This is a genomic window from Paraburkholderia sp. FW306-2-2C-D06C, assembly GCF_058781505.1.
Genome location: NZ_JBYSWU010000002.1, coordinates 53,082 through 77,998 on the forward strand (window position 1 = coordinate 53,082; position 24,917 = coordinate 77,998).

The following is a 24,917-nucleotide window of genomic DNA, read 5'->3' on the forward strand; positions in this document are numbered from 1 at the left end:
CTCCTGACGATGTGTTACTACTCCCAGGCCACCGCCCGGCGATGGCCACGCGCACGCAAGCCGGCAGCGCTCGCGCCGAGCCGCCTTGCAACGCTTGATTCAGTTCAGTTCAGTTCAATTCAGTGCGGCGCGCACCGGCAACGGGCGCACACCGGCCGCTTGCCTCAGCCTGGCGCGGACTTGCCTTTGTGTGCATCGTTACGTGCACCGAACACTTCATGCAAATCGGCCGCGCCGCGTGCCGGGCGGTCCAGCATCTTCAACTCGACGCTTTGCAGATGGCGCGACATCAAGGCCGCCGCCTCTTTCGCATCGCCGGCGTCGAGTGCGGCGAGAATGGCTTCGTGGTCCTCGAACGAGCACGGGCTGCGTCCGAGCGACTCGTACAGTGCGGAAATCAGCGTGGACCGCGCCACCAGGCCGTTCAGACAGTCGCACAGCACAGTGTTGCCGGTAAGCGCGGCCAACTCGGTGTGGAACTCTCCCGACAGACGAATCCATGCCGGAAAATCACGAGTTTCGAACGCTTTGCGTTCGCGGCCGATCATGCTGCCGATACTCTTCAAACGCCGGGTGCCGTGCCCGCTGCAAAGCCGCTCCACCACGGCCAGTTCGATGATCCGGCGCATCTCGAACACCTCGTGCACCTCTTGCAGCGACGGACTCGCGACAAATGCGCCACGGTTCGGCTCGAGGTCGACGAGGTGATCGGTGGCCAGTTGCGCAAGCGCCTGGCGGATCGGACCGCGCTTCACGCCAAATACTTCGCATAACTGTGCTTCTGTCAGTTTGGCGCCAGGAGCCAGCCGATGTTCGAGGATCGCGGCGCGGATGCGCTCGGCGATCGCCTCGGGTTTCGAACTATTCGAGCTGGCGGAATCTGTGTCGGACATGATGTTCGTCTCGGTATGTCGGTCATCATAGGATGGACATAAAGATTGTCAACAATTTTTATCTTAATTTTTGACAATCTTCATGACGGTATTGGGCTTCAGCCTATCTGGTCCAGGACTGAAGCTCGGTCTCGCTTCAATATCAGTTTAATTAAGGTGAGCGCGGCCTGTCTATTGGCGGCGGTTTTTGTCAACAAAATGGATGGACCTTCACTGTATGCTCTGCCGGCGGTGACGATAAATACTTGACCGTTAGTTGCGCCAGTAGCCCCAAAGAAAGCGGACAACCGCCCGCTTTCTTTGCCGCTTCAATCCAGGCAGGGATAGCCCGATAACGTCAGCTTGAATCCGTGTGCGCCGGCTACGAGGTGTGCGTCGGCGCCGACCGGCAGCGTCAGCAGGTCCGGCATATGTCCGAATTGCAGACCGGTGATGACCGGAATCCCGATCACCGAGCGCACGTGCTCGATCATCGCCTGCAGGTCATACCCGTTGTCGTAATCGTAAGAACTGCCGCCGGAGAAATCGCCAAGCACAAGCGCCTGCTGCTGCGCGAGGATGCCGGAAAGATGCAACTGGTAAAGCATCCGCTCGAGCCGGAACGGCTGCTCGTTGATGTCCTCGACGAACAGGATGCCGCCCTGCACCGGCGGCATGTACGGCGTGCCGATCAACGATGCCAGCACCGCCAGATTGCCGCCCCACAACATGCCGGAGACATCGGCCGATTGTGCTTGCGGCACATTGCTTGTCACCGTCATGGTCGGCTTGGTCAGCGCCGACCAGAAGTGCCGCATGGTGAATTCGCTCAGATTTTCGGCGCCGAAATCGCTCATCAGCATGGGACCGCCGAAAGTCTTCACCCCGGCGCGCGCGAGCAACGCGAGCTGGATCGCGGTGAAATCGCTGTGCCCCACCAACGCGACCGGCTGATCGGTCAGCCGCCGCTGGAGCCCTGCATAGTCGAGTCCGTGCAGAATGCGTATCGCGCCGTAACCGCCGCGGACCGTCAGCACGATGTCGGGCAGTTTCCGCGAAGGGTCAGCCAGCCGGTTCAACTCGGCCGCACGCTCGCCGTCGGTACCGGCGAAACGCTGGTAGCGGCGCATCGCCGCCTCCACGCCGTCGACGCGATGCCCCTGCGCATGCAAGCGGTGCAATGCGCGATGCAGCACCTCCGGGTCATGCGGATAGCCGGACGGCGCGATCAGTTCGATGGTGCGATGAACGGTCATGGGCAAGACCTGTAGAACGTTGTAGTTTTTAGAGCGGCTCGGCCGGTCCCGGTTCGGTGCGCGCCGCCTCGCGTGCTTCGCGGCTTGCGCGCCGCCGCTCGGCGAAGAATACTTTGAGCGCGGCGCCGCATTCGCTTTCGAGCACGCCGCCGGTCACCGTGGTGTGATGATTCAACTGGGGATTCGCGAATGCATCGACGACGCTGCCGCACGCGCCCGTTTTCGGGTCGCGCGCACCGAAGACGACGCGGGCAATACGCGCATGCATGATCGCGCCGGCGCACATCAGACAGGGTTCGAGCGTCACATACAGCTCGCAGCCGGGCAGCCGGTAGTTCTCGACGGCTTGCGCGGCTGCGCGTAACGCGACCATTTCCGCATGCGCCGATGGGTCGTGCGCACCGATCGGATGGTTGAAACCTTTGGCAATGACTTCGTCGCCACGCACGAGCACCGCGCCGACCGGCACTTCGCCCGCCGCACGTGCTTCTTCTGCTGCGGCCTGGGCGAGCGCCATGAAGCGGCGATCGCGCTCGGAAATCAGCGGTGCAGGCGGTTCGTCCGGCAATGCGGCGTTAGTCTCTGCGCCGACTGGTAGGTCATACGGCGCCGGTTCGCCGGAACTGGCGCCGACGGTTTCGGCTTGACACACCGGCGACCAAACCGGCGACGCTGCGGCTTCGCCCGGTTCGACAGATTCCGCACGAGGCGTGGCGGAGCGGATAAACGGGTCGCTCACTGCGATCCCGCTTCGGCCGTATTGAGGTTGCCGACGCGCTCCGACAGCCGCTCGGCGATCCGCCGGCAGTATTCGCGCGGCAGGACCAGTGGGCCGCCGCGCAGCGATTCGAGCGCCATGTCGAGCGCCAGCATGCGAGCCTGCAGGCGGCAACGGGTAACCCGCTCGCTGACCGCGCTCAACTCCGCCTGCAGGTCGCGCAAAGCGCGCAACTGCTCGACGGCGGGCGGCACGAAGCCCGCATTCTTCAAAATCCGGTTGGCGACGCGCACTTCTTCCGGGACCAGTGCATCGTCGTCCAGGGGCAGCGGCGCGCCGGCGCCCGGTAAATCGTCGAACTCACCGCGCGCGGCTGCGGCGGCAATACGCTGTTCGACTAACGCATCAAGCAATTTCATCTGCAGTCCACTACGTTGCGGCCCAAGCATTCTATCAGGGAGCGCATGCCCGTTCCGGCAGTCCGACCGACGAAACCTTCTGGTTTTCAGATTTTGCAGGCGGCAGCGGCGGCGGTTTTGCAGGCGGTTGCGCGACCGGCGTGCGGTGCTAGTCCGCCGCGTTTCGGCACAGTTGCTCCACGACGGCCGGCGCGCGCGAGAACCTTTCACTCGGCCGCCAACCGCCAGCGCGCCAGCGCGACATGCCGGGTGCGCCCGAGCAAGCTGTGCACCAGAACAAGCTCACGCACGTTCCAACTGACGGCTTCGATAGCACGTGTCGCTACCCACGGCATGCCGTAAGCCAGCGTCACGTGCGGGGTGTACGGCGCATTTGGCGAGGCTGCGCGATCCCCGAATCCCGCTGTTTGCAATGCCAGTCCAAGCGCGTCGTGAAGTGCCTGGAGTCCCACGACGCCCTCGCCTCCGGCCAACACCAATGGCCCCGGCCGCGGCTTGAGCGCAAAACTGACTGCACGATCGAACTCGACGCTAAAAGGCGCCATCCTGATCGACGCCGCTGCGTTCATCGCCGCCTCTACACGGGCGGGCGGCAAACCTCCCGCAAAGTTTCCGAGGTGGAGCAACGTGACGTGCAAACGGTTGGCCGCGAGAGGCTTGCTCTTCGAGCGCGTCTCGCCGCAGAGCTGTTGCGCCAGCTTTGAGATGCTGGCCGCCGTATTCGTGTCTGGAAAGACGGCGAAGAACAGGCCATCTGTCGGGATTGGCGGCGCCTCGAGCCCGGGCAACCAAAGCTGTTCAGGCATGGCGCGCCTGAGTGGGTGAAGCCGGCATGAGTTGAATCTCCATTCAAACGTGCGCGCTTGCCCGCGCGCCCGGAAAGATTAATCTGCGGCGGCCGGATTGACGGTGCGCCTTCGCCGCGACAGCCGGCCGATATTTGATTTGTAGGCCATCGATCGGCCCACGGCCGAGCACTTGCCACAGAATCATTGCATCGTTCCCCCGGCCGGGATGCGCCGCGCTCGCTGTCTGGCTACGCACGATACTGTACATTCGTACAGTATCGGCGGCAACGTCGAAATGCTCAGAAAGGTGGGAGTATTGGCTGACGCCGCGAAGAACGGCGGGTTTCGTGCTCGAACAGCGGCATGCCCCAGGAGGAGCCGGCCTGCAACAAGATGTGGGGCATCAGCGCGAGGCCGGCCCGGGCGCGAAAGTCGGCGGAAGAAAGTCGGCGGTATCTATACGCCCGAGGCAATACGAATGCCCCGCGATGCGCGGTTCTAATTAGTTCTGCGGCATCCAGTAACAAAACTGTTGTCAGCCCGCGAGCGTGTCGTCCACTATCCGCTGCCCGGCGCTATATCCCGCCATGAGCGCCTCGGCTTGTGTCGCGAACGGTTGCTGGGTGGTCGCCGAGAGGCGTATCGGCGCAACCACGGGGACAGTAGCGCCCACCATTCTGATTTGCACGACAGCTACGAAACCCTGCGGGGGCAATAGCGTAACGCCTCCCGCAGTCTTCCACACCGGCTCAAGCTCCACCGCGACTTCAAAGCCTTTGTATCCGTAAATTCTTTTCATTGCCGACCTTGCCCGGCTGATTCAGCCTATCCTGAAACTGCTCTCTTCCGGGAAGTGTACATCCCGCTGGCAACGTGGCGACGAAGCGCATTTTCGACTACTCATCTTGTCCGGCATCCTCAACTGCCCGATTTGGTCACGGGGTCACTACAGCAATAGTTTGCGCGATACATCAGCATCGCTAGCCCGCAATTTTCTGCAGTGGAGCTGAAGGTCATACTAACAACGCAAGGGGGTGTTGCGGGCACCGGTCTACAGGTTTCACCTAACAGGTTGGAAAAGCTGTACCACTGGGTACTCAAGGCGCAATTGCTTTACGAGGATGTCGGCGCTTTCTGATCATGTCGGCGATGCGGCTTGCGAACTATGCCGCCTACGTCGCTACAAAGGGCCAGGTTCTGCGCTCTTCGCCGCAGATACGGCTCGTCCCTGATCCCGAACGTACACCGCGGCAGTGTCGTCTGCGTACAGACGCCGCCATTGGGGAAGCGCGTCGATCATCACCAAAGCGGGACTGTGGGCGCCGAGAAGCGCCCATCGAATCCTGTATTTCTCCACGATCCGCTCGAATACAGTGCAATTCGGCGTCAAGGCGGCGCTGTAGCCAGCGAGGAAATCGTCCCCGTACATATCGGCGCGGCCGTCAATGAACGGCTTGATGTGCCTGAATATCAAATAGCCGCCAAATTCATAGCTGTTGATCACGGGCTCATGCAGGATGCCGGGCGGAACGTGATCTAGCGCCGTGATCGGCGACACGTGATCGTCGGTACGCACGAGCGGGTGCGTTATGCGGAGTGTCGTCAACAGCAGCACGCAAGTCAGGCCGACGACGGTCCAGCGGAGCGAAGGGAGCTGTCTCTGGCTGTCGGGCTCGCTGCCGCCAAAAGCCTGGCCAAGAGGCCTCGCCAGAAGCAACGCGCCCACTACGCCGGCGAGCATTTGATGCCGGCTGTGCTGAAGCGCAAGATGTAGCAATGTGATAAGCGTGAGAAGCCGGGGAATCGGCAGCCGGATTCCTCGCGAAAACGCGATGTAGAGCATCGCCATTAGCGCCAGCTCCAGCGGCTCGAGCGCGTGAAAGTTCGTTGGACTCCACTCGCCTATGCTGCCGATCTGGGTCATGCGCGCGAGCTGGAACGGAAACAACAGGCCATGCCAGCCGTTCGGCGTGACAAGCGACATGCCGATTGCCGCCGCGAGAAACCCTCCCCAGCCACGCGCGACTCCGGTCCGATCCGTCTTCGCTTCCATCCATGCTTCGACTGCCAGTGACACGACAAGCGCAAGGCCGAAAACGAAGCTGCCATGGAGATTGGCCCAGACCAGCATGAGGGGAAGGAGACGCGGCGATGGCGCCGCGCCTTTGTCCCTCGCCAGAAGCAAACCCGTGGACCAAAACACGAGCATCGACAACGCGAGCATGTGCGGGCGCGCAAGCAGACTGCCGCTGATACACGCAGCGCCGAGGATAAACACGACAACGGCTGCCGGCTGGCGCAGCCGGCGTGCGAGGTAATGCGCGAGCACGCCGAACGTCATGGCAGTTGCCGCGCCGAAAAGCATAACGATGCCGCCCCAGCCGGCTGCTTTCCAGGCCAGTGCCATGAAAACCTCGGACAGCCACTCATGCGCCACCCAAGGCGCTCCCGCGAACGTATAGGAGAACGGATCTGCGTGCGGGACCGAACCGGTATGAAGAACCCACAGGCCTGTTGCAATGTGCCAATACGTATCGCCGTCGTTCAGCAGCGCTGGGGTGAAAAGGCAAATGCCGTAGCCGATTACCGCGGCGACTATCGAAAAGGACGGTCTGCCCCAAGAATCGGCAATCCTCGTTGTTGCAACAATGAGTGCGTTCTTCAATTGAGTCCCCCGTTGCTGTCTTCGCTGTGTGTTGCCAGAGTGTCGCCAGAAACCCGCGGAAATTGTCAGGTTTCCTCCGGTTCCAGGCGTTCTTGCGGCGATTGATGCGATCGATCGCAATCAGCGGCTGAGGTTCTAGCGATATGTCCAGCGACGGTGCGTGACAAAAGTGAGCGGCGTGACCGCGCAAACGACCATCGCAATTCCTATCCGCGGCCCCGCTCCCGCAGCCTGCGCAAGGTACGACACCAATCCCGTCAACGCCAGGCCGCCAAGCGAAACGGCAATGAATCGCCAGACGTTCCTGAAAAGAAGCGAAGACGAGAAGCTCCAAAGGGTGTTCACCAGGTATGACCAGCACGTCGCACACGCGAACGCCACGGTGTTTGCCAGCGTCGGAGACGCACCGGCGTGCGAAATCAGCACCACAGCCACGCCGACATGGAGGCCTGTCGCCAGCAGTCCGCATACGCCGAAGCGGAGCAGTCTTGTCAACTCGGTGTTGTTCGTCATGCCTGAGTCACTTCACCGTCAGCACAGCGAGTAGCGACACGCCGCACGGCAACTTGCCATGCGACACCCAGTGACGCTCCGCGCTAAAGATCCGGTATAGGAGCCTGTTCAGCGCAGTGGCCGGAGTGGCATCGCCGCTCGATCTCTCGTGCTTGAGCAGGCGGTCGACGAAACGAACGGCAATCGCCAACGGCAGCAGCAGCGTATTGAAGTACGTGATGCGTTCGATGCGATATCCTGCCGCGTCGGCACACGCCATAAGCGTCGCTCGACTGTAGCGTCTATGGTGGTGCAGAAACACGTCATGCGCGCTCCATAGCCATTGATAGGCCGGCACTGTCACGAGAATCTTCCCGCCGGGAGCCAGGATTGCCCGCATGCGCGCGAGCGAGCCGACATCGTCGGCGATGTGTTCGAGGCAATCGAAGAAGCAGACCAGGTCGAAGCGTTCGCGCTCGAAAGGCAGATCGTCCGGACAACGCCCTGCGCGGATATCGAAACGCTCACCGGTGTGTTTTGCGGTGAGCCTGCGCGCCGTTTCGTCCATTTCGAGTCCACTCACACTGCCGAATTCGGCCAGCATTTCGAGGTTGCCGCCTGTGCCTGAGCCCACTTCGAGCACACGCGCCCGGGACGGCAACGCGAGGCGGCACAGCACCGAACGCAACACATCGCGCCGGCCGCGAAACCACCAATGTTCGGCCTCGGTTTCGGCCATCTGCAGATAGGCTTCGGGAGACATGTTTCAATCCTCCATGACTCAGCGGCTAGCGAACCGCACACGCTGCGCGATACGCTTGCGTGAGGATTCGAGCCGCAGTGTGTTCGACGTGCGCGAATTGTTGCGCCCGACGGGCAGCATGCTGATCTTGGTCTTTGCCTGATAGCGGCGACGCACGAGATAGACCGGCCTTCCCTTCGTCTCGTAGTAGATACGTCCGATGTATTCGCCGACCACGCCGATACCGACCAGTTCGATACCGCCCATGAACAGCATCACTGAAAGCAGCGACGCATAACCCGGCACCGGGTTGCCGAACCACAGCGTGCGGCCGATGATGAAACCGCCATAGACAAAAGCCGCGGTGGCGATCGCAAGGCCGATATAGCTCCAGCTCCGCAGCGGCACGGTGCTGAAGCTCGTGATGCCTTCCAGCGCAAAATTCCACAAGCGCCATCCGGAGAATTTCGAATGACCGGCGCTACGCGGCTCGCGCTGGTACTCGACAATCACGGCCCGATAGCCAACCCACGCAAACAGCCCTTTCATGAAGCGCCGCCGCTCGGGCAAGCTTCGCAGCGCATTGACGACCTGGCGGTCCATCAGCCGGAAGTCGCCGACGTTTTCCGGCAGCTTCACTTCAGACAATGCATTGTGAACGCGATAGTAGATCGCGGCGGCGGTACGTTTCGCGAAGGTGTCGCACGCGCGGTTCGACCGCTTGGCGGCGACCACTTCCGCCCCATTGCGCCAGTGTTCGATCATCACTGGAATCAGGCTCGGCGGATCCTGAAGATCCGCGTCGATAGGGATCACCGCATCGCCGAACGCTTCGTCGATACCGGCTGTCAGCGCCGCCTCCTTGCCGAAGTTCCGCGTCAGGTCGATGACGCGAATGCGCGCGTCCCGCACGCTGGCAGCGATCAGCTTGTCAAGGGTCCCATCGCTGCTGCCGTCGTTGACGCAGACGATTTCGAAGCGCGTCGATGCGATTCCTTCGAGAACCGGAATGATCTCGCCAAAGAAATGGTCCACGGCATCGCATTCGTTGTAGAACGGCACCACCAGTGAAATCAGTGGAATATTATTTTTTTCAAACATGACGACCTCCCCGTTGTTCTGATTTGACGCTATATGCCGGATGAACTGGTGCGGATGTGGCTAACACATCGCGCACGTTTGTCTCCGGCGTTTTCTTTTCTCGTGGAATACTTCGGTTTCCTACCGGAGAATGCGACTGCCACGCCGCCGAAAGCCTCAACGGCAATGCGAGCGATGCGCATGAACCCCGCTGCTGGCGTGGTGTGGTTCCGGCTGTGCGCAATCCTGATCGACGTGAGTGTCATTTCATACTCCTCACTCATCGGCGTAGCGTTGGAAGACCGGGGCCGCGCGCCTTTCCAGCGCGATGCGCCGCACTAGCATCCAGAGCGTCGTCAGCGAAATCAACGGCATGAACTGGAATGGCCCGCAAGCAATGATCAGCATGCCCGCGAGCGGAGCGAACCACAGCACGACCAGCCATTCGCGTTCGCCTCGTTCCCAGCCGGCGACCAGCGCATGCCGGCAATACCAGGCGATCAGCACGCCATACCAGGCGAGATCGTAGTCGTAGAGATAGGGGCTCACGAGCAGGCTTGCACAGATCAACGTTGCTGCGCGCAGCGCGTACGAACATTCACGGCCCCACGCGTAACAGACCGCGGCCGCGGCGATCAGCGCACAGGCGCCCTGCCCTGCATAGGCAAGCACAGCCGGCGCATGAACCAGCGTCGCAAGCGCAAATACGGTCGGCACGCGCGCAAGCGTGGCATGCGCGGATTCGAGGCTGTAGGTGGCGATCCCCGTGTTATGCAGGAATGCGGTGAGCGTGCCCGTGCCGAAAGCGAGCACCGCGAGCGCGAGCGTCGACGCCGCCGTAAGCACGAACGCAGCCAGCGATCGCCATGAGCGGGAGCACAGCAGCGCCAGTGGAAACAGCAGGACCAGTTGCGGCTTCATGCACAACAGGCCCAGACAGATCCCGGCAGCGACTGGCCGGCGGCGCAATAAGGCGAGCCCGCATCCGGCGAGCGCGGCCGTCAGCAAGCCGTTTTGTCCTGTTGAGACGACGAAAAGCGCGCCTGGAAATAACAGCGCAGGCAGGAAGGCGTGCCGGTCTGCCACGATGGCACGGATCACCTTGACGAACAGCACATACGCGCCACCGAGCCATACCACCGCGGCCGCCTTATAGGGAAGCAGCGCAAGGGGGAAGACAAGCAGTAGCGCATTGGGCGGATACAGCCACGGCAAGATACCGTTCGCCGTGCCAAAGTGCGGCACCGCACCGACCTCGATCACGGACAGTGCCTGGATGTTATAGGCGTCGGCTGCGTGCCCATGCAGTGCCAGAAACGGCAGGAAATCCACCATGAAGGGACTCATGCCACCTTGCTCGTTCAGCCGAAACAGATAGATCGCAATGAACAATGCGTAGCACCCAAACACGACCATCGGGTATAGCCGCAGACGATCCGCGTTGAGCCAATGCGGACGCCGCGCAGGACCCGCAACGCGCAATGCCACCAGCGGCCGGCATTTCGGCGGTGCATGGCGGAACGTGTGCAGGTTCATGCCGCCACCTTCGCATCGAGTCGCGTGCGACGCACGATAGCGAGCAGAAACAGCAGCAACACGACCGGTCCGATTTGCGGCAACTGGGTCAGGCGATTGAAGTACTCGAAGACCGGCAGCAGCCACGCAAGAACCAGAACGCTCTGCTCACCGCGTTGCCAGCCCTTTTCAAGGCCGCACGCGGCAAGACAGGCGAGCGCAACGCCGATCCAGGTCAGCTCGTAGAACCATAGGTAGGGGTTGGCCAGCAGCGTGGCCACCGCAATTGCTGCGGCCCGCATACGCAGATCGTCTGTGTGTTGCCACACATAGTACGCGGCCACAGCGGCGATCAGCGCGACGCCGCCTTGCACGGCGTAAGCCACAGCGATCGATGCATCCGCGAGACGCAACGCGGCGAACGGCGTCGGGGACGCCAACCAGTACGGTATCCGATGCTCGAGCACCAGCTCCCGTGCCACGCTGGTGCTAGCCATGAACGCGCGGAGCGATTGCGTGCCGCACACCAGCACACTGAGTCCAGTCAGCACTGCGGCGCTTATCGCTGCTGCCCACATGGTTTTCCACGCCCGCGCCGCGATCAGCACAACCGGAAACAACACGGCCAATTGCGGTTTGATCGCCAGCAAGCCGATACAAATGCCGGCTCGCACGGGATGTCGCTCGGTCCAGCGAACGGCGAACGCCATCAGCGCGGCGGTCATCAATGCGTTCTGCCCGACGACGGCTGCGATAAATACGCCCGGATACGCGAGCACCACAAGTGCTGCGAGCCGTGGACGGCTAAAGCGGGCGGCGAAGCCGGCAACGCCGAGGGTGCCGGTTGCAAACAGCCAGGCTCCGGCGCACACGAACAGCAAATAGCTGACGATGTACGGCAGAAGGGAAAGCGGTGTGACGAGCAGCAGCAGCGTAGGCGGATAGAGCCACGGCAAAAAACCGTGATTCACATACGCGCCGAATAGCGTCGATTCGGCGCGCGCAAACGTCGGATAGTCGTAGACCGCCGCCGGCGAGCCGTTCAGCATCAGGTGCGATGCAGTCCAGAACACCGAGAAGTCGACACCGGGCCGAGCAGCCTCGGCAATCATGAAGCCGCCGCTAGTCCAACACCATGCCGCGAGCAGAATGGCGCACAGTACGAGCATCGTGCAGCTATACAACAGCAGGCGCTCCCGCGTCAGCCAGCCATGGATGCGACGTTCCGATTCGAGCGTTCCCCGATTTGCAAAGTACATGATCCCCGCCTCGCATGAGAGCCGGATGTTTTTGTGACTCATCCGGTCATCCTGATTTTTGTTTCTATTCCTAAGCGAGCGAATTGATCATCGCGCGCTTGCGGTCGATTCATTGTTGTAGGAAAAATTCCGACTTTCAACCCATCGTTTTCCTCATCGACCCACGCACCCGCCGAAGATACGCATCGGAGCGCAAATTTGATGAGATTTCGAGCTTCCGGGAGGGGGCATGTTTCAGCGTTGAAACGATTCATACAGGCAAGCTTGTGGAAATGCCCCCGATCCCATCCGCGCCGAGGTTCGATCCGGACCAGGGTAAATCGCTAGATATTTGCCGCAGCGCAACGAACGGCGGGGCTCTCCGGGGCCGGCCACCCAGGAAATCGGCGCCCGGAGATGTCGCAGATTCGAAACAAGCTGTGCTTCCGGAACTGGGTCGAACCGTGGACGGTCCAGCAACCCCTCCGTATTTCCTGGCATTTGGAGCAGCTGGCCCGGTGCTTGCGTAGGAAAGTGCGCGGAAATCGACGACGTGACGGCCGGGGCGATACAGGTAGCAGGCACGAGGGAGAGCCTGAATCGCAACCGGAGTCAGCCACGGGGATGTTTCTTCACCTACGCTGCTGCAAGCATCAAAGACAGCACGAGTGCGGATCAGATGGTAGTCGCCGACTGACTAGCGGGCTCCGACTTCGGCCGGAAGCCAATAACGAGCAACGGAAGTCGAGGACCACGACATGAAGAACCATCAAACAAAGCGACGGCCGCACCGCCGCAACAGCGACCCAGGCTACACGTTTCCGGTCGCAATCACATCGATCACCCGCTGCGCGCACCATCGCGCCGGGGATGATCTCTACGGGCTGCGCGTCTGGCAAATCGCCTCGCACGCGTTCTCTGGTCTGTTTTCTCACGCAGAATCTTCCGCCATGACCGGTTCGCACACTGACGTGCGTATGCCGATACGTCTGGCTTAGACCCGGAACACCAGTTTTTTCCGCAGTGCCAGTAGTTCCTCCCCTCAACCTATTCAGGTCAAGGGTTTATCGTTAGTTATCCGAAAGGAGATTGCCATGCAACATATCATCACCCAAGCCAAGCGTTTTGTTCGTGACGAAGATGGTGTAACCGCCATCGAATACGGACTGATCGCCGCCCTGATCGCAGTCGTCATCATTGGTGCAGTAACGACCGTTGGCTCAAAGCTGAACGGCGTCTTCACGACGATTGGTACTGAACTTTAAGCCGCGCGCCGACGGACGATCTCAGCCTCTTGATTCGTCCGTCTCCGCCGGATTTTCGATTCTGACCTCACTCCGGAACATAAAGAGGAGCGACCCATGAATGCGATGAGAGTAACGACGCCACGCGTCTCGATACGGCCATCCGTCCAGACTGGCGTAGACCGCATCAAACGTTTCGTGTCGGATGAACAGGGCGTGACGGCTATCGAGTACGGCCTGATCGCTGCACTGATTGCGGTCGTCATCATCGGCGCCGTAACGACAGTCGGATCAGACCTGAACTCGATCTTCACCACTATCGGGAACGATATTTAGAGACGGGATTCGACGGGCGAACGGTTCTTCCACCTCTCCCGTCTTTCTCGAGGTATTGCGTGTTCTGCCATAAGACGGCGCCGGTAACGAGCCAATTCGGGAGATAGCCATGCGTGCGTGGTGCGACATTGCGAAGCAACTGCTGCAGGACGACGGCGGCGTCACGTCGATCGAGTACGCACTGATCGGCTCGCTCATTGCTGTGACGATCCTCGGCGCGGTCGCGTCGCTAGGCACCTCGGTGGGCGATCTCTATCAGCAGATCGCCACCAAGGTCGCGGCGGCGCTTTCATAAACGCAGGCCAACCCATCGAGCCCCGTCATGTTACTGCCCCCACAACCCATTCCGCCGTGCGTGATCGCTCTGGCCATCGTGACCGCCAGCACAGATCTCACCTGCAGGCGGATTCCGAACCGGGTCATCGCGCCAGGCCTTGCCGCCGCGCTTTTCGTGCAAGTCTGGCTGCACGGCCCGCTGGCTGGAAGCGCGGACTGGCTGGCTGGCGCCCTGACAGGCTTCGCGGTGTTGCTGCCGTTCTATCTGCTGCGCGGCATGGCGGCGGGCGACGTGAAACTGCTGCTGACGATCGGCGCCTGGGTCGGACCGGCGATGACCTTTCGCATCGCACTGGCGACGTTCGTCATAGGCGGGATCTGGTCATTGTGGGTCACCTTGCGTCACGGCCGGATGAGGCACTTGCTCGTGAATCTCTGGTGCATCGCCAGTGGCGGGTGGCGCCCCGGACGGCAGCGGGCAAGGAATATCGAGTACCAGCAGATCGAATCGGTCGGATCACTGCCCTATGGCGTCGCCATTGCCGCAGGGACATTAGGTGTGTTGTTCGCGTCGGCTGCATAGCCGAACCATCCGGGGTTGCCCCAGCATGGGCAGCCATAGCCGTAGAGCCTGTGACGCCGGCCGCAAACCGGTGTTGGAGAAAAGAGCGATGAACCAGCAGAACCTTGAAACCAGGACTGTCGTGCAGGTTACGCACCTCCCGGAGCCTGCGCCGTCGTATGGGCGTCAGGCGGAGGAATCCACTGTGTCGCTGCGCGCTCCGCGCACGCTAGCCGAAACCGGACTGCCGCAGGAGTTCGTGACACGGCTCGTACTCAAGTCCACCCTGCTGCACGGCAAGTCGAGTTTCGCGGAGCTCGCGGAACGGCACGGGCTGTCGGTCGGTGTACTGGACGACGTGCTGGCATTTCTCGTGCGCGAGCACCTTGTCGAGATCACCCACCGCGGCGCGAACGACATCGACGTGCAGTTTCGCCTCACGGACAGCGGTCGCGCGCTCGCGCAAGACGAACTGACGCGGTGCAGATATTGCGGCCCCGCCCCCGTCGTGTTCGAAAGCTATGTGGAAAGTGTGCGCGAACACTCGGTTCGCTGGGTGCGCATCACGCAAACCGACGTGCAGGCGGCATTCCGGGACGTGGTCATCGAGCCCGCGCTGCTCGATGCAGCCGCCGCATCGCTCAATGCCGGCCGCCCATTGTTGCTGCACGGCCTCGCCGGCAGCGGCAAGACGTTTCTCGCGGAGCGGCTTGGACTGCTGCTGCGCGGCAACGTGCCGATTCCTTATGCGCTCTACGTCGGCGGCGAAATCGTGCAGCTGCATGACCCGCTCGTGCACCGCGACGCACCCGAGCAGAGCCAGGCGCCGGCCGGCGACCGGCGCTGGCGTATGTGCCGCCGCCCGGTGGTGATCTCGGGCGGCGAACTGACGCTCGAAGGGCTCGACCTGCGCTATGACGCCGCAGCCGGTTTCTATCAGGCACCGCCGCACATGAAAGCAAACATGGGGCTGTATATCGTCGACGACCTCGGTCGCCAGCGTGTTGCACCTCATGAACTGCTGAATCGCTGGTTGATGCCGCTCGATCGGGGTGTCGATCAGTTCACGCTGCAATCCGGCTCGCGCTTCGTAGCGCCGTTCGACGTATGGCCGGTGTTCTCCAGCAACCTCGCTCCGGCCCAGTTCGACGAGGCCTTCCTGCGCCGGCTCGGTTCGAAGCTGTACGTCGGACCGTTATCGATCGACGACTATCACGCGGTCTTCAACGCCCGTTGCGCTGCGCTCAAGCTCAACGCTACCCAAGCCGCGTTCGATTACCTGCTGCACAACCTGCACTTCCCGAGTGGCCGGCCGTTCCTCGCCTGCTATCCCGGCGATCTGCTCGACCTGGTTTCCGCCGCGGCGCACTACCACGGCACGTCGCGCGAAGTGACGGAAGAAGGCCTGCGCAATGCATGGCACAGCTATTTCGGCACCGCGATGGAGCACGACAGCCCTTACCCACCTACGGCCGACCGGCCGGGCCGACAGTTGGCCGCCGGCTGACCGGCATGTGTCCAACGACCTACGCAGGAGTCTCACCATGAAAAACAGTCGCGCTTTAGTCATGCTGGCCGTCGCCGTCCTGGCGGGTCTGGCCGCCGTGATCTTTGCTTCCCGATGGCTGATGCAAACCTCGTCGAATGCGGTGACGCCTATCGCAGTCGCGGCGGGCGACGTCAATCTCGGCGAGCCGCTCAACTCCAACCTGATCCGCACGGTCAACTGGCCGACGGGAAGCGTGCCGCCGGGTGCATTCACCGATCCGAAAGCGCTCGAGGGCCGCGTGGTACGCACGAGCCTCGGGCGTGGCGAACCCGTGATCGAATCGAAGCTCGCGCCGATCGGCACCAAAGGCGGCCTCTCGGCCGTCATCGGTGAAGGCAACCGCGCCATCACGGTCCGCGTGAACGACGTGGTCGGCGTCGCGGGCTTCGCGCTGCCGGGCAACTACGTCGACGTCATCGTGAACACTCAGGAGCCGGGCAAGAGCGACTCGCAGCAAAGCATCTCGAAGATCGTGCTGGAAAAGATCCTGGTTCTCGCGGTGGCCCAGCAGGTCAATCGCGATGACACGCAGCCGAAGGTCGTCAACGCCGTTACGCTCGAAGTCTCACCCGACCAGGCGGAAAAACTCGATCTCGCGCGCAGCGTTGGCACGCTGTCGCTGGTGCTGCGCAATCAGGTCGACAAGGCAACGCTGCCGACCGGCGGCGCCACGAAGGTCACCCTGCTCGGCACACCCGCTGCCGTTGCAGCCTCGGCACCTGCCGCTTTGCCCGTCCATCCGGCGCGGGTGCGCTACGCCGCTCGACCGGCGGCGAAGCGGGACTGCGTCGGCGTGCTTTCGGGTGTGTTGGGCAGTGTTGAATGTTTCTAGGCTGGAGGCGGCGGCATTTGCGAAGACAAGCCGCCGCAACCGCCACCATCAAGGCAAATTCAGGGCAAACAACGGAAGTAACGATCGACCGATGTCGGCAAACGGGGGCAGGAAAATGAAAACGAACTTGGGATTCACATCCGGTGATGCGGTGCGTCGCCGCAAGCTGGGCGGCGTCGTGCTCGCCTCGGCTCTGTGCACCGGATTGCTTGTCGCGCAAAGCGGCGCAGCGCAGGAAGCGGCCGAGGTTCCGGCGCTCGCGAAGGCCAGGCCGAATGCGCCGTTGCCGGCGGGACGCGCGCCGATGCCGATGATGGTCAGCATGGCGCCGATGCCGGCCGGCGGAGCAGCCGGCGCCGCTGCCGCCGCGCCGCTGCGCGGCCCGAACTGCAGCGGCGATATCCACGAAGAGACCAGTGTCGTCGTGCCGGTCGGCAAGTCGACGCTCGTGCCGCTCGCCGAACCGGCACGCAACCGCACGCTCGGCAATCCGTCGATCGTGCAGGCCACGCTGGTGTCGCCGCGCACGCTCTACCTCGTCGGCATGGCGGTCGGCACGACCAACATGATCGTTCAGGGGCGCAGCGGCGGATGCCAGATGATCGACGTGATCGTCAACATCGACGCCAATGGCGTGCAGCAATCGCTTGGGCAACTGTTGCCCGGCGAGCACGGCATTCGCGTATCGACCGCGGCAGGCAACCTGGTGCTCGGCGGAAACGTGTCGAGTTCGCCGGCCGCCCAGCAGGCGATGGAGATCGCCAAGGCCTACGCGAGCGCGCAGCCCACCCAGCAATCGCAGAGCGCGTCCGGCAACCTCGGCAACGGGGCCAACGTAGCCCAGCAGAGTTCGAGCACCAGCAAGCCGGCCGACGTGATCAACATGATGACGGTCGACGCGCCGCAGCAGGTGATGCTCGAAGTCAAGGTCGCCGAGGTGTCGAAGACGCTCATCAACCAGTTGGGCGCGGCGCTCAACATTCAGGGTGGCTTCGGCTCATGGAGCGGCGCGCTCGTGAGCAACCTGCTGGCCGGCGTGTCGAGCCTCATTACGGGCAGCAAGGCGAACAACCGTCCGCTTAGCTTCGCCATCGATGCGCAGAAGACGGACGACCTCGTCAAGATCCTCGCCGAACCGAACCTCGTCGCAATCAGCGGCCAGGAGGCCACCTTCCTCGCCGGCGGCAAGATCTTCATTCCGGTGCCGCAGAGCAGCAGTACAGGCGCGACGACGATCACGCTGCAGGAAGAGGAATTCGGCGTTGGCCTGAAGTTCACGCCGACCGTGCTCTCCAACGGCCGTATCAGCCTGAAGGTCGCACCCGAGGTGTCCGAGCTGTCGCCGACCGGCATTACGCTCAGCGCGACCAACGTGAGCGGAGTATCAATCCTGCCGCTCATCACGACCCGTCGTGCGTCCACTGTCGTCCAGATGAGCGACGGCGAGTCGTTTGCGATCGGCGGACTGATGAAGAGCAACGTCACCGGCGCGCTGAAAGCGATACCCGGTATTGGCGAAATACCGGTGCTCGGTGCGCTGGCGCGCAGCACGTCGTTCCAGCAGGACCTGACGGAACTCGTGTTCATCGTCACGCCGCATCTCGTCAAGCCGCTGCAGACCGCCGACCTGCCGCTGCCGACGGACAGCTTCTCGCAGCCCAACGCGGTCGATGTCTACGCGACCGGCAACATGGAAGGCCGTCACCCGAAGGCGCATGCCGCGCCTGCCGGCGCTGCCCCGGCCGCTTCGCCCATGCCGGCCCCGGCCTCGGCGAGCCAGCAGGCGCCTCTGTCCTCGCCCGAACCGGTGCCGCAAACACCCGTCGCACCCGTCGCACCCGTTGCGACGGCGTTGCCGCCCTCCGACCCGCAGGCCGCGGCACGGACGAGTCCCGTCCCGGACGCGACGGCCGGCATAGCGGTACTGCTGGCGGACGCGCCGCCGTCCGCCGCGGCTGAGCAGACGGCCCGCGCTGCCCGTATCGAAAGTGCCGCGGCACGGATCGCCGCGCGTCAGGGGCGACAGGAAGTCGCCAAAGCGGACGCGTCGAGCCACGCGGTCGAACATTGATGTGATGCCAAGGGGAATCTCATGAAACACGAACACTTTGCTTTCGCACGCTGGGCCGCGCTCATCGTGCCGGTCTGCGCGGCGCTGGGCGGTTGCATGTCCAGCACGCCGATCTGGGATGCGCATTTCGGCGAGGCCCTCAAAGCCGTCACCCAGGCGCAGATCATCGATCCGCACGCGGCGGAACACGCGCAGTCGGCGCAGGGCATGGACGGCAAGGCCGCTGCTTCGGCGATGGACACCTATGACAAGTCCTTTCAACAACCCGTACCGGCGCCGAACGCGTTTGTCATCGGCATCGGCAACGGCGGCGGCGGGGCCGGTGGTCAGTAAAAACAATCTGCACGGGGGGTCGTCATGCGTCGTGTAAAGCAATCAGAGAGGTGCGGTGCAGCTCGTCGGAGCGAGCGCGGCGCAGTGTCGATCATCGTCGCGTTGTCGCTCGTGGCGCTGATCGGTTTCGTCGGTCTCGCGCTCGACCTCGGCAAGCTGTACGTCACTAAAAGCGAGTTGCAGAACAGCGCCGATGCCTGCGCGCTGGCAGCCGCACGCGACCTCACCGGTGCAACACCGTTGTCGGTGTCCGAAGCGGCCGGTATCGCCGCGGCTCACGCCAACAACGCCTTTTTCCAGAGCACCGCCGTCTCGGCGCTGACCGACAGCACCGTCACCTATAGCGATTCCACGAGCGATGCATTCGAGAGCAAAGACTCGATCACCTATTCGCTCGCCAACATCAAGTATGCGCAGTGCACGACGCAGTTGACCGGTATAGCGAGCTGGTTCATTCAGGTTCTCGGCTTGCTGCCGGGCATGAGCGCAGCCAACGCTGCGAAGCTGGAGAGTTCGTCGGTATCGGCCGCCGCGGTCGCCACGGTCGGCGCCGCGCAAACCGCTTGTGCGATCCCAGTGTTCATCTGCACGCCAGCATCGGCCGGCGCGTCGTCCTACACGACGGGCCAATGGCTGATCTCCAAGATAGACACTCAGGGCAACGGCACGTACGGCGGCGGCAACTTCGGCTGGGCCACTCTGACGCCGGGCAGCAGCGGCGCAAGTTCGCTAGGCACGCAGCTGACCGGTTCCGGTCAATGCAACCTGCCGGCGAACGGCTCCATGATCGGCACCACCGGCAACAAGGCGTCGCTCGCCGTTGACTGGAACACGCGTTTCGGCATCTATGGCGGCGGCGCGAGCGGCGTGCCCGACTTTACCGGCTACGCCTACACCACTGCGTCCAATCCCAGCGGCAACGCCTACCCCGACTTCGTGCAAGAACGCAAAGCGTACGCGCCGTACCAGGGGGACAACGTCACGCAGTACAAGACGCAAGGCAGCGCCGCCGCGCAATCCGCGTACAAGAACGGCGCCGATCGCCGGCTGGTGCTCGCGCCCATGGTGGACTGCACCGGCTTTGCGACCGCCGGTACGCATCAGGCACCGGTTACCGGCTGGACCTGTGTGCTGATGGTCAACCCCATGCAGCAGGGCGGCAATATCGACTCGGTGTTTCTCGAGTACCTCGGTCTGTCGAATTCGACGGGCAGCCCGTGCGCGACTCAAGGTGCGCCGGGTGCCGGCACCGGCGCCGGGCCGCTCGTTCCCGTGCTGGTGCAATAGGAGCCCGTCATGAGAAGAAATTCGTTGTCACTGCGGAAGATGCGCGGCGTGGCCGCGGTGGAGTTCGGGATCGTCTTGATACCGCTCGTCCTGCTGGTCACCGGCGTTGCCGAATTCGGTTACGCGATCTACCAGTACGAGGCGCTCACCAAGGCGACGCGCGACGCCGCACGCTATCTGTCCGAGTTCTCGCCAAGCGACATGTCGTATCCGGTTACCCAGGCGCAATGCCTCGCGGTATACGGCACCACCGACTGCAGCGGGTCCGTGCTGGTCAACGGTCTCAAGACGAGCATGGTGGTGATCTGCGACCGGGTCAATTCGACGGGCTGCCCGGGCATGTCGTTCGGCAATGTGCCGACCTACGACTCGAACAACGGTTCGAGCTCGGGCACGCCCGCAGGCAGCGTCAACCTGGTCGCGGTCAAGATCACCGGCTTCAGCTATGCGCCGATCGAGCCTTTTCGCGGCATCTCCACGCTCAATTTCAACGACATCACGACAATCATGAGGCAGGTGCTATGAACACGTCCTCTCCGCAGCACGCCTTGCCACGACGGCGGCGTCAACGCGGCGCCGCCGCCGTCGAACTGGCCCTGGTCATGGGTATTTTCCTGACCCTGCTGATTGGCGTCTGCGAGTTCTCGCGCGTGCTGTTCTACTGGAATACGGCGAGCGAAGCGGTTCGTCTTGGCGCAAGGACGGCCATCGTGTGCGACGCCGACGCGAGCGTGATCAAGACGAAGATGAGCGCGCTGCTGCCGTTGCTTGCCGCATCGAACATCTCGGTTTCCTATGCGCCTGCCGGGTGCAACTCTGATGCGACGACCGCCCGAAGCAGCTGCAGTACCGTCACCGTCAGCGTGACCAACGTCAGCGTGGCAACCATGATTCCGTTCGTGCCGCTCACGCTCAAGATGCCGCCGCTCACCACCACCTTGCCGCGCGAAAGTCTCGCGACTTCGACGGGCGGCACCGTCTGTCAATAACTACCCACAGCCAGGCAGCCACGACCATGATCAACATTCTCATCACTTCGGAAGACGCCGCGCGGCTTTCCCAAATCGTGCGCCTGATCGGCGAGTGCGGTAACTACCGTACGACCCGGATGGCCGGCAAACCGTCGTTACTGGTGGAGCGCGGCGACAGCCTCGACGCGTTCGATGTGCTGATCGTCGACGCGTCGTCGATCGAGAGCGCCGAGCTTCCGGTCATCGGCAAACTGTGCCATCAGCACGCGCGGCTCACGTGCATCCTGCTGATGCCGGATGCGTCGCCGCAGACATTGATCGAAGCCATGCGCGCCGGCTTTCGCGACGTGCTCGGCTGGCCGCTCGACCGGCATTCGCTCGGTGAAGCGCTGTTGCGTATCGAGAGTCAGCGGGCGCTGCACGGCGGGCACGAGACACAGATCGTTTCGTTCCTCTCCTGCAAGGGTGGCGCAGGCACCAGCTTCATCGCCAGCAATGTCGCGCATACGATCGCCGATAGCCAGCAAAAACGTGTGCTGCTGATCGACCTCAATCAGCTGTTCGGGGATGCCGCCTTTCTTGTCTCCGACGAAAAACCGCCGTCGACGTTACCGCAGATGTGCGCGCAGGTCGAGCGGATGGACGCGGCCTTCTTCGACGCCTGCCTCGTACACGTGAACGACACGTTCCATATACTCGCCGGCGCCGGGGACCCCATCAAAGCCGCGGACATCAAGGAAGAGCGGCTCGAGTGGATTCTGGGCGTCGCCGCGCCCCGCTACGACCTGGTGATCTTCGATCTCGGACAAACCATCAATCCGCTTTCCATCCTGGCGCTGGATCGCAGCGACCAGATTCATATCGTCTTGCAAGCGAGCATGCCGCACGTACGAGCGGGCCGGCGTTTGCAGGAGATTCTGGCGTCGCTCGCTTATCCGCCTGACCGTACCCGTTTGCTGCTGAACCGGTACACGCGCCACGGGGAACGCGCGCGTGCCGCGTTGGAGGAAGTGCTCGGCATGCGTCCCTATCAGGTCATCCCGGAAGACACCGAAACCGTGTCGGAATCGATGAACCACGGCGTGCCGATCGCGAAGGTGAGCCGCAATTGCGCCGTGTCGCGCAGTCTGCTTGCGCTCGCGAACAACATCGTCAGCCTCGCGCCGGAATCCGAGGGCGGCAGCGGACGGAGCGAGCCGCTGCTCGCCCGCTTCTTCGGCCGCAGCCCGGCGCCGAAACTCAAGGCTATGTAGAGACACCCCAAGGAGACCAACATGTCGCTGCGTGAACAGATTTCCGCTCAACGCGTGCAGCCGTTCGGCGAGCGCGAAAACGGCTTGCATTCGCCGAACCAGATGGCGCGGGCCGCTTACCAGAAGCTGAAACGGGAAATACATCAGTGCGTGCTCGAGCGTGTCGAGCTGGAACGTCTCGCGCGGCTGCAGGCTGACCAGGTCCGCCACGAGATCGGTGCGCTCATTGCGCGCACTCTCGACGAGCAGAAGGCGCCGGCCAACGACCTCGAACGCCGGCAGCTCGTGATCGACGTGTACGACGAGATGTTCGGTTTCGGTCCGCTGGAAAGCCTGCTGCGCGATCCGACAGTGTCCGACATTCTCGTCAATACATACCAGCATACCTATGTCGAACGCAAAGGAAAGCTCGAGCTGACCGACGTGACGTTCTACGACGATGCGCACCTGATGAAGGTCATCGAAAAGATCGTGTCGCGCGTCGGACGCCGGATCGACGAATCCAGCCCGATGGTCGACGCACGTCTTCCAGACGGCTCGCGGGTGAATGCCATCATTCCGCCTTCCGCGGTGGATGGACCGCTGCTGTCGATCCGGCGTTTCGCCGTCAATCCGCTGCAGATCTCCGACCTGATCCAGTTGCAGAGCCTCACGCCGCCGATGGCGGAGGTGCTCGACGCCCTGGCGCGCGCGAAGGTCAACGTGCTGGTGTCGGGCGGCACCGGCAGCGGCAAGACGACGCTGCTCAACGTCCTGTCGGGCTTCATTCCGGACGATGAGCGCATCGTGACCATCGAAGACGCCGCGGAACTGCAAATGCGGCAGCAGCATGTGCTGCGGCTCGAAACACGCCCGCCAAACATCGAGGGGCGCGGCGAGATCACGCAGCGCACACTGGTGCGCAACGCCCTGCGGATGCGGCCCGATCGCATCATCCTCGGCGAAGTGCGCGGCGCGGAGGCGCTCGACATGCTCAACGCGATGAACACCGGTCACGAAGGGTCGCTCGCCACGATCCACGCGAATACCCCGCGCGACGCGCTGACACGCCTCGAAAACATGATCAACCTCGGGGGCCTGTCGCTGCCGACCAAAACCATGCGCCAGCAGATTTCATCGGCGATCTCGGTCGTGGTCCAGGCTGCCCGGCTGACCGATGGCCGGCGCAAGATCGTCAGCATTCAGGAGATCACCGGCATGGAGGGAGACATCGTCAACATGCAGGAAATCTTCACGTTCAAGCGAACCGGTATCGACGAGAACGGCGTCGTGCGCGGGCGTTTCTGCGCGACCGGCGTGCGGCCCAAATTCGCCGAGCGCTTGCAGGCTTTCGGCATCGCGTTGCCCGACCAGACCTACGACCCAGGACGGCATTTCGAAACCGCCTGATTCGTCTTACCCGATCCGCTTATTGACTCGCAGCGGTCTCAGGAGACCTGCATGAACCCGATCTTCTACGCCTTCGCCATCTTGCTGTTCATCGCTGTCGTACTCGCGCTCGAGGGGAGCTACCAGTGGTGGAACAATCGTCACGGCCCTGCCGCCCGCCGGATCGAATCGCGTATCCGCGCATTGTCCGCTGGCGGGCAAGTGCATAAGGAGCGTCTGACGATCCTGAAAGAGCGCATGCTGAGCGACTCGGCACTGCTCGACAAGTTGCTGATGCAGGTGCCGCGCATTCAGACGCTCGACCTGTGGATCCAGCAATCGGGGGTCAAGTGGTCGATTGCGCGGCTGGTCGGCACGAGCCTCGTTTTGCCTGCGACCGTGCTGGCCCTCGCCACGTTCACACCCGTGCCGATGATGTTCGCTGCGCTCGGCGCATTGGCCACGTCGGCGCTGCCGCTCCTGTACGTGACCCGGCGGCGCACCCGCCGGCTGCGTCAACTCGAACGTCAGTTGCCTGAGGTCGCCGACATGATTAGCCGCGCGCTGCGCGCGGGACATGCGTTCTCCGGCGCGATCGGCATGGTGAGCACCGAGTTCGCCGAGCCAATGGGGAGCGAATTCCGCATCACGTTTGACGAAATCAACTACGGTGTCTCACTGAACGAGGCCCTGATGAATCTCGCGACGCGCGTGCCGGTCCGCGACTTGCGTTACTTCGTGATCGCCGTGCTCATTCAACGGGAGACGGGCGGCAATCTCGCGGAGGTACTGGACGGCATTGCCACGCTGATCCGCGAGCGCCTGAAGCTGTTCGACAAGATCCGCGTGCTGGCAGCCGAGGGCAAGCTGTCGGCGTGGATACTGGGTTTGCTGCCATTTGGTACCGCGGGGTTGATGATGGTCCTCAACCCCACCTTCCTTGAGGTGCTGTGGCAGGACTCGGCCGGCATCAAAATGATCGAGGCGGTGATCTCCTCGATGTTATTCGGCGTGCTGTGGATGCGGCGCATCGTCAAGATTCGCGTCTGA

The 24,917-nt window shown here is 62.7% G+C and carries 27 protein-coding genes; 15 read left to right on the plus strand and 12 right to left on the minus strand.

Annotation, left to right across the window (positions count from 1 at the left end; genetic code table 11):
* Nucleotides 1-164: 164 nt before the first annotated feature.
* From AC3WLT_RS01855 to AC3WLT_RS01910, 12 genes are all read right to left on the minus strand, one after another.
* Entirely contained in the window at nt 165-893 is a 729-nt protein-coding gene (locus AC3WLT_RS01855; protein ID WP_492590214.1) for a GntR family transcriptional regulator, read from the minus strand.
* Between the two features lie 308 nt (nt 894-1,201).
* Nucleotides 1,202-2,128, minus strand: a complete 927-nt coding sequence (gene ldcA / locus AC3WLT_RS01860; protein ID WP_492590216.1) for a muramoyltetrapeptide carboxypeptidase — start codon at nt 2,126-2,128, stop codon at nt 1,202-1,204.
* Nucleotides 2,129-2,156: 28 nt separating this feature from the next.
* The gene (gene tadA, locus AC3WLT_RS01865) at nt 2,157-2,867 is read right to left on the minus strand and encodes a tRNA adenosine(34) deaminase TadA (RefSeq protein ID WP_492590218.1); all 711 of its coding nucleotides are present in this window, start codon (nt 2,865-2,867) and stop codon (nt 2,157-2,159) included.
* Entirely contained in the window at nt 2,864-3,265 is a 402-nt protein-coding gene (locus AC3WLT_RS01870; protein ID WP_492590410.1) for a DnaJ family domain-containing protein, read from the minus strand. Before AC3WLT_RS01870 ends, tadA begins: the two co-directional genes overlap by 4 nt.
* A 206-nt stretch (nt 3,266-3,471) precedes the next feature.
* Nucleotides 3,472-4,071, minus strand: coding sequence for a 2'-5' RNA ligase family protein (locus tag AC3WLT_RS01875; protein ID WP_492590220.1), 600 nt, complete (start codon nt 4,069-4,071; stop codon nt 3,472-3,474).
* A gap of 517 nt (nt 4,072-4,588) precedes the next feature.
* Nucleotides 4,589-4,852 carry a hypothetical protein gene (locus AC3WLT_RS01880; RefSeq protein WP_492590222.1) on the minus strand — a complete coding sequence of 88 codons (264 nt, stop codon included), beginning with the start codon at nt 4,850-4,852 and terminating at the stop codon, nt 4,589-4,591.
* A 381-nt stretch (nt 4,853-5,233) separates the two neighbouring features.
* Entirely contained in the window at nt 5,234-6,460 is a 1,227-nt protein-coding gene (locus AC3WLT_RS01885) for a hypothetical protein (RefSeq protein WP_492590224.1), read from the minus strand.
* A gap of 393 nt (nt 6,461-6,853) precedes the next feature.
* Complete coding sequence (locus AC3WLT_RS01890) at nt 6,854-7,231, minus strand: GtrA family protein (RefSeq protein ID WP_492590226.1); 378 nt, start codon at nt 7,229-7,231, stop codon at nt 6,854-6,856.
* Between the two features lie 7 nt (nt 7,232-7,238).
* Nucleotides 7,239-7,973: a class I SAM-dependent methyltransferase gene (locus AC3WLT_RS01895; protein WP_492590228.1), complete on the minus strand. Its 735-nt coding sequence runs from the start codon at nt 7,971-7,973 to the stop codon at nt 7,239-7,241.
* 18 nt (nt 7,974-7,991) lie between these two features.
* A complete protein-coding gene (locus tag AC3WLT_RS01900; protein WP_492590230.1) occupies nt 7,992-9,053 on the minus strand; it encodes a glycosyltransferase in 1,062 nt (353 codons plus the stop codon).
* A gap of 255 nt (nt 9,054-9,308) precedes the next feature.
* Entirely contained in the window at nt 9,309-10,568 is a 1,260-nt protein-coding gene (locus tag AC3WLT_RS01905) for a glycosyltransferase family 87 protein (RefSeq protein ID WP_492590232.1), read from the minus strand.
* The gene (locus AC3WLT_RS01910; protein ID WP_492590411.1) at nt 10,565-11,806 is read right to left on the minus strand and encodes a glycosyltransferase family 87 protein; all 1,242 of its coding nucleotides are present in this window, start codon (nt 11,804-11,806) and stop codon (nt 10,565-10,567) included. Before AC3WLT_RS01910 ends, AC3WLT_RS01905 begins: the two co-directional genes overlap by 4 nt.
* A 737-nt stretch (nt 11,807-12,543) precedes the next feature.
* Here AC3WLT_RS01910 and AC3WLT_RS01915 point away from each other — a divergent pair.
* The 15 genes from AC3WLT_RS01915 to AC3WLT_RS01985 all read left to right on the plus strand — a co-directional run bounded on the left by AC3WLT_RS01915 (nt 12,544) and on the right by AC3WLT_RS01985 (nt 24,917).
* Entirely contained in the window at nt 12,544-12,783 is a 240-nt protein-coding gene (locus tag AC3WLT_RS01915) for a hypothetical protein (RefSeq protein WP_492590234.1), read from the plus strand.
* 96 nt (nt 12,784-12,879) lie between these two features.
* Nucleotides 12,880-13,050 (plus strand): Flp family type IVb pilin, encoded by a 171-nt coding sequence (locus tag AC3WLT_RS01920; protein ID WP_492590236.1) that lies wholly within the window; start codon nt 12,880-12,882, stop codon nt 13,048-13,050.
* 105 nt (nt 13,051-13,155) lie between these two features.
* Nucleotides 13,156-13,365: a Flp family type IVb pilin gene (locus AC3WLT_RS01925; protein WP_492590412.1), complete on the plus strand. Its 210-nt coding sequence runs from the start codon at nt 13,156-13,158 to the stop codon at nt 13,363-13,365.
* Between the two features lie 109 nt (nt 13,366-13,474).
* Entirely contained in the window at nt 13,475-13,660 is a 186-nt protein-coding gene (locus AC3WLT_RS01930; RefSeq protein WP_492590238.1) for a Flp family type IVb pilin, read from the plus strand.
* Between the two features lie 27 nt (nt 13,661-13,687).
* The gene (locus tag AC3WLT_RS01935) at nt 13,688-14,224 is read left to right on the plus strand and encodes an A24 family peptidase (RefSeq protein ID WP_492590240.1); all 537 of its coding nucleotides are present in this window, start codon (nt 13,688-13,690) and stop codon (nt 14,222-14,224) included.
* 88 nt (nt 14,225-14,312) lie between these two features.
* Complete coding sequence (locus AC3WLT_RS01940) at nt 14,313-15,710, plus strand: DUF8689 domain-containing protein (RefSeq protein ID WP_492590242.1); 1,398 nt, start codon at nt 14,313-14,315, stop codon at nt 15,708-15,710.
* A gap of 37 nt (nt 15,711-15,747) precedes the next feature.
* Nucleotides 15,748-16,584 carry a Flp pilus assembly protein CpaB gene (cpaB, locus tag AC3WLT_RS01945; RefSeq protein ID WP_492590244.1) on the plus strand — a complete coding sequence of 279 codons (837 nt, stop codon included), beginning with the start codon at nt 15,748-15,750 and terminating at the stop codon, nt 16,582-16,584.
* Between the two features lie 115 nt (nt 16,585-16,699).
* A complete protein-coding gene (locus AC3WLT_RS01950) occupies nt 16,700-18,655 on the plus strand; it encodes a type II and III secretion system protein family protein (protein ID WP_492590246.1) in 1,956 nt (651 codons plus the stop codon).
* 21 nt (nt 18,656-18,676) lie between these two features.
* Nucleotides 18,677-18,988: a hypothetical protein gene (locus AC3WLT_RS01955; protein ID WP_492590248.1), complete on the plus strand. Its 312-nt coding sequence runs from the start codon at nt 18,677-18,679 to the stop codon at nt 18,986-18,988.
* A gap of 24 nt (nt 18,989-19,012) precedes the next feature.
* Complete coding sequence (locus AC3WLT_RS01960; RefSeq protein ID WP_492590250.1) at nt 19,013-20,275, plus strand: TadE/TadG family type IV pilus assembly protein; 1,263 nt, start codon at nt 19,013-19,015, stop codon at nt 20,273-20,275.
* 9 nt (nt 20,276-20,284) lie between these two features.
* Complete coding sequence (locus tag AC3WLT_RS01965) at nt 20,285-20,800, plus strand: TadE/TadG family type IV pilus assembly protein (protein WP_492590251.1); 516 nt, start codon at nt 20,285-20,287, stop codon at nt 20,798-20,800.
* Complete coding sequence (locus tag AC3WLT_RS01970; protein WP_492590252.1) at nt 20,797-21,264, plus strand: TadE family protein; 468 nt, start codon at nt 20,797-20,799, stop codon at nt 21,262-21,264. The genes AC3WLT_RS01965 and AC3WLT_RS01970 overlap by 4 nt, the downstream gene beginning before the upstream one ends.
* 26 nt (nt 21,265-21,290) lie before the next feature.
* Nucleotides 21,291-22,499, plus strand: a complete 1,209-nt coding sequence (locus tag AC3WLT_RS01975) for a CpaE/TadZ family protein (RefSeq protein ID WP_492590253.1) — start codon at nt 21,291-21,293, stop codon at nt 22,497-22,499.
* A gap of 21 nt (nt 22,500-22,520) precedes the next feature.
* The gene (locus AC3WLT_RS01980; protein WP_492590254.1) at nt 22,521-23,888 is read left to right on the plus strand and encodes a TadA family conjugal transfer-associated ATPase; all 1,368 of its coding nucleotides are present in this window, start codon (nt 22,521-22,523) and stop codon (nt 23,886-23,888) included.
* A 51-nt stretch (nt 23,889-23,939) separates the two neighbouring features.
* On the plus strand, nt 23,940-24,917 hold the full coding sequence (locus AC3WLT_RS01985; RefSeq protein ID WP_492590255.1) for a type II secretion system F family protein: 978 nt from the start codon (nt 23,940-23,942) through the stop codon (nt 24,915-24,917).

Excerpts from the sequence above, each read along its gene's own strand:
- AC3WLT_RS01855 (WP_492590214.1), bottom strand. The coding sequence starts at position 893 with ATGTCCGACACAGATTCCGCCAGCTCGAATAGTTCGAAACCCGAGGCG.
- ldcA (WP_492590216.1), bottom strand. The coding sequence starts at position 2,128 with ATGACCGTTCATCGCACCATCGAACTGATCGCGCCGTCCGGCTATCCG.
- AC3WLT_RS01870 (WP_492590410.1), bottom strand. The coding sequence starts at position 3,265 with ATGAAATTGCTTGATGCGTTAGTCGAACAGCGTATTGCCGCCGCAGCC.
- AC3WLT_RS01875 (WP_492590220.1), bottom strand. The coding sequence starts at position 4,071 with ATGCCTGAACAGCTTTGGTTGCCCGGGCTCGAGGCGCCGCCAATCCCG.
- AC3WLT_RS01880 (WP_492590222.1), bottom strand. The coding sequence starts at position 4,852 with ATGAAAAGAATTTACGGATACAAAGGCTTTGAAGTCGCGGTGGAGCTT.
- AC3WLT_RS01885 (WP_492590224.1), bottom strand. The coding sequence starts at position 6,460 with ATGGCACTGGCCTGGAAAGCAGCCGGCTGGGGCGGCATCGTTATGCTT.
- AC3WLT_RS01890 (WP_492590226.1), bottom strand. The coding sequence starts at position 7,231 with ATGACGAACAACACCGAGTTGACAAGACTGCTCCGCTTCGGCGTATGC.
- AC3WLT_RS01895 (WP_492590228.1), bottom strand. The coding sequence starts at position 7,973 with ATGTCTCCCGAAGCCTATCTGCAGATGGCCGAAACCGAGGCCGAACAT.
- AC3WLT_RS01900 (WP_492590230.1), bottom strand. The coding sequence starts at position 9,053 with ATGTTTGAAAAAAATAATATTCCACTGATTTCACTGGTGGTGCCGTTC.
- AC3WLT_RS01905 (WP_492590232.1), bottom strand. The coding sequence starts at position 10,568 with ATGAACCTGCACACGTTCCGCCATGCACCGCCGAAATGCCGGCCGCTG.
- AC3WLT_RS01910 (WP_492590411.1), bottom strand. The coding sequence starts at position 11,806 with ATGTACTTTGCAAATCGGGGAACGCTCGAATCGGAACGTCGCATCCAT.
- AC3WLT_RS01915 (WP_492590234.1), top strand. The coding sequence starts at position 12,544 with ATGAAGAACCATCAAACAAAGCGACGGCCGCACCGCCGCAACAGCGAC.
- AC3WLT_RS01920 (WP_492590236.1), top strand. The coding sequence starts at position 12,880 with ATGCAACATATCATCACCCAAGCCAAGCGTTTTGTTCGTGACGAAGAT.
- AC3WLT_RS01925 (WP_492590412.1), top strand. The coding sequence starts at position 13,156 with ATGAGAGTAACGACGCCACGCGTCTCGATACGGCCATCCGTCCAGACT.
- AC3WLT_RS01930 (WP_492590238.1), top strand. The coding sequence starts at position 13,475 with ATGCGTGCGTGGTGCGACATTGCGAAGCAACTGCTGCAGGACGACGGC.
- AC3WLT_RS01935 (WP_492590240.1), top strand. The coding sequence starts at position 13,688 with ATGTTACTGCCCCCACAACCCATTCCGCCGTGCGTGATCGCTCTGGCC.
- AC3WLT_RS01940 (WP_492590242.1), top strand. The coding sequence starts at position 14,313 with ATGAACCAGCAGAACCTTGAAACCAGGACTGTCGTGCAGGTTACGCAC.
- cpaB (WP_492590244.1), top strand. The coding sequence starts at position 15,748 with ATGAAAAACAGTCGCGCTTTAGTCATGCTGGCCGTCGCCGTCCTGGCG.
- AC3WLT_RS01950 (WP_492590246.1), top strand. The coding sequence starts at position 16,700 with ATGAAAACGAACTTGGGATTCACATCCGGTGATGCGGTGCGTCGCCGC.
- AC3WLT_RS01955 (WP_492590248.1), top strand. The coding sequence starts at position 18,677 with ATGAAACACGAACACTTTGCTTTCGCACGCTGGGCCGCGCTCATCGTG.
- AC3WLT_RS01960 (WP_492590250.1), top strand. The coding sequence starts at position 19,013 with ATGCGTCGTGTAAAGCAATCAGAGAGGTGCGGTGCAGCTCGTCGGAGC.
- AC3WLT_RS01965 (WP_492590251.1), top strand. The coding sequence starts at position 20,285 with ATGAGAAGAAATTCGTTGTCACTGCGGAAGATGCGCGGCGTGGCCGCG.
- AC3WLT_RS01970 (WP_492590252.1), top strand. The coding sequence starts at position 20,797 with ATGAACACGTCCTCTCCGCAGCACGCCTTGCCACGACGGCGGCGTCAA.
- AC3WLT_RS01975 (WP_492590253.1), top strand. The coding sequence starts at position 21,291 with ATGATCAACATTCTCATCACTTCGGAAGACGCCGCGCGGCTTTCCCAA.
- AC3WLT_RS01980 (WP_492590254.1), top strand. The coding sequence starts at position 22,521 with ATGTCGCTGCGTGAACAGATTTCCGCTCAACGCGTGCAGCCGTTCGGC.
- AC3WLT_RS01985 (WP_492590255.1), top strand. The coding sequence starts at position 23,940 with ATGAACCCGATCTTCTACGCCTTCGCCATCTTGCTGTTCATCGCTGTC.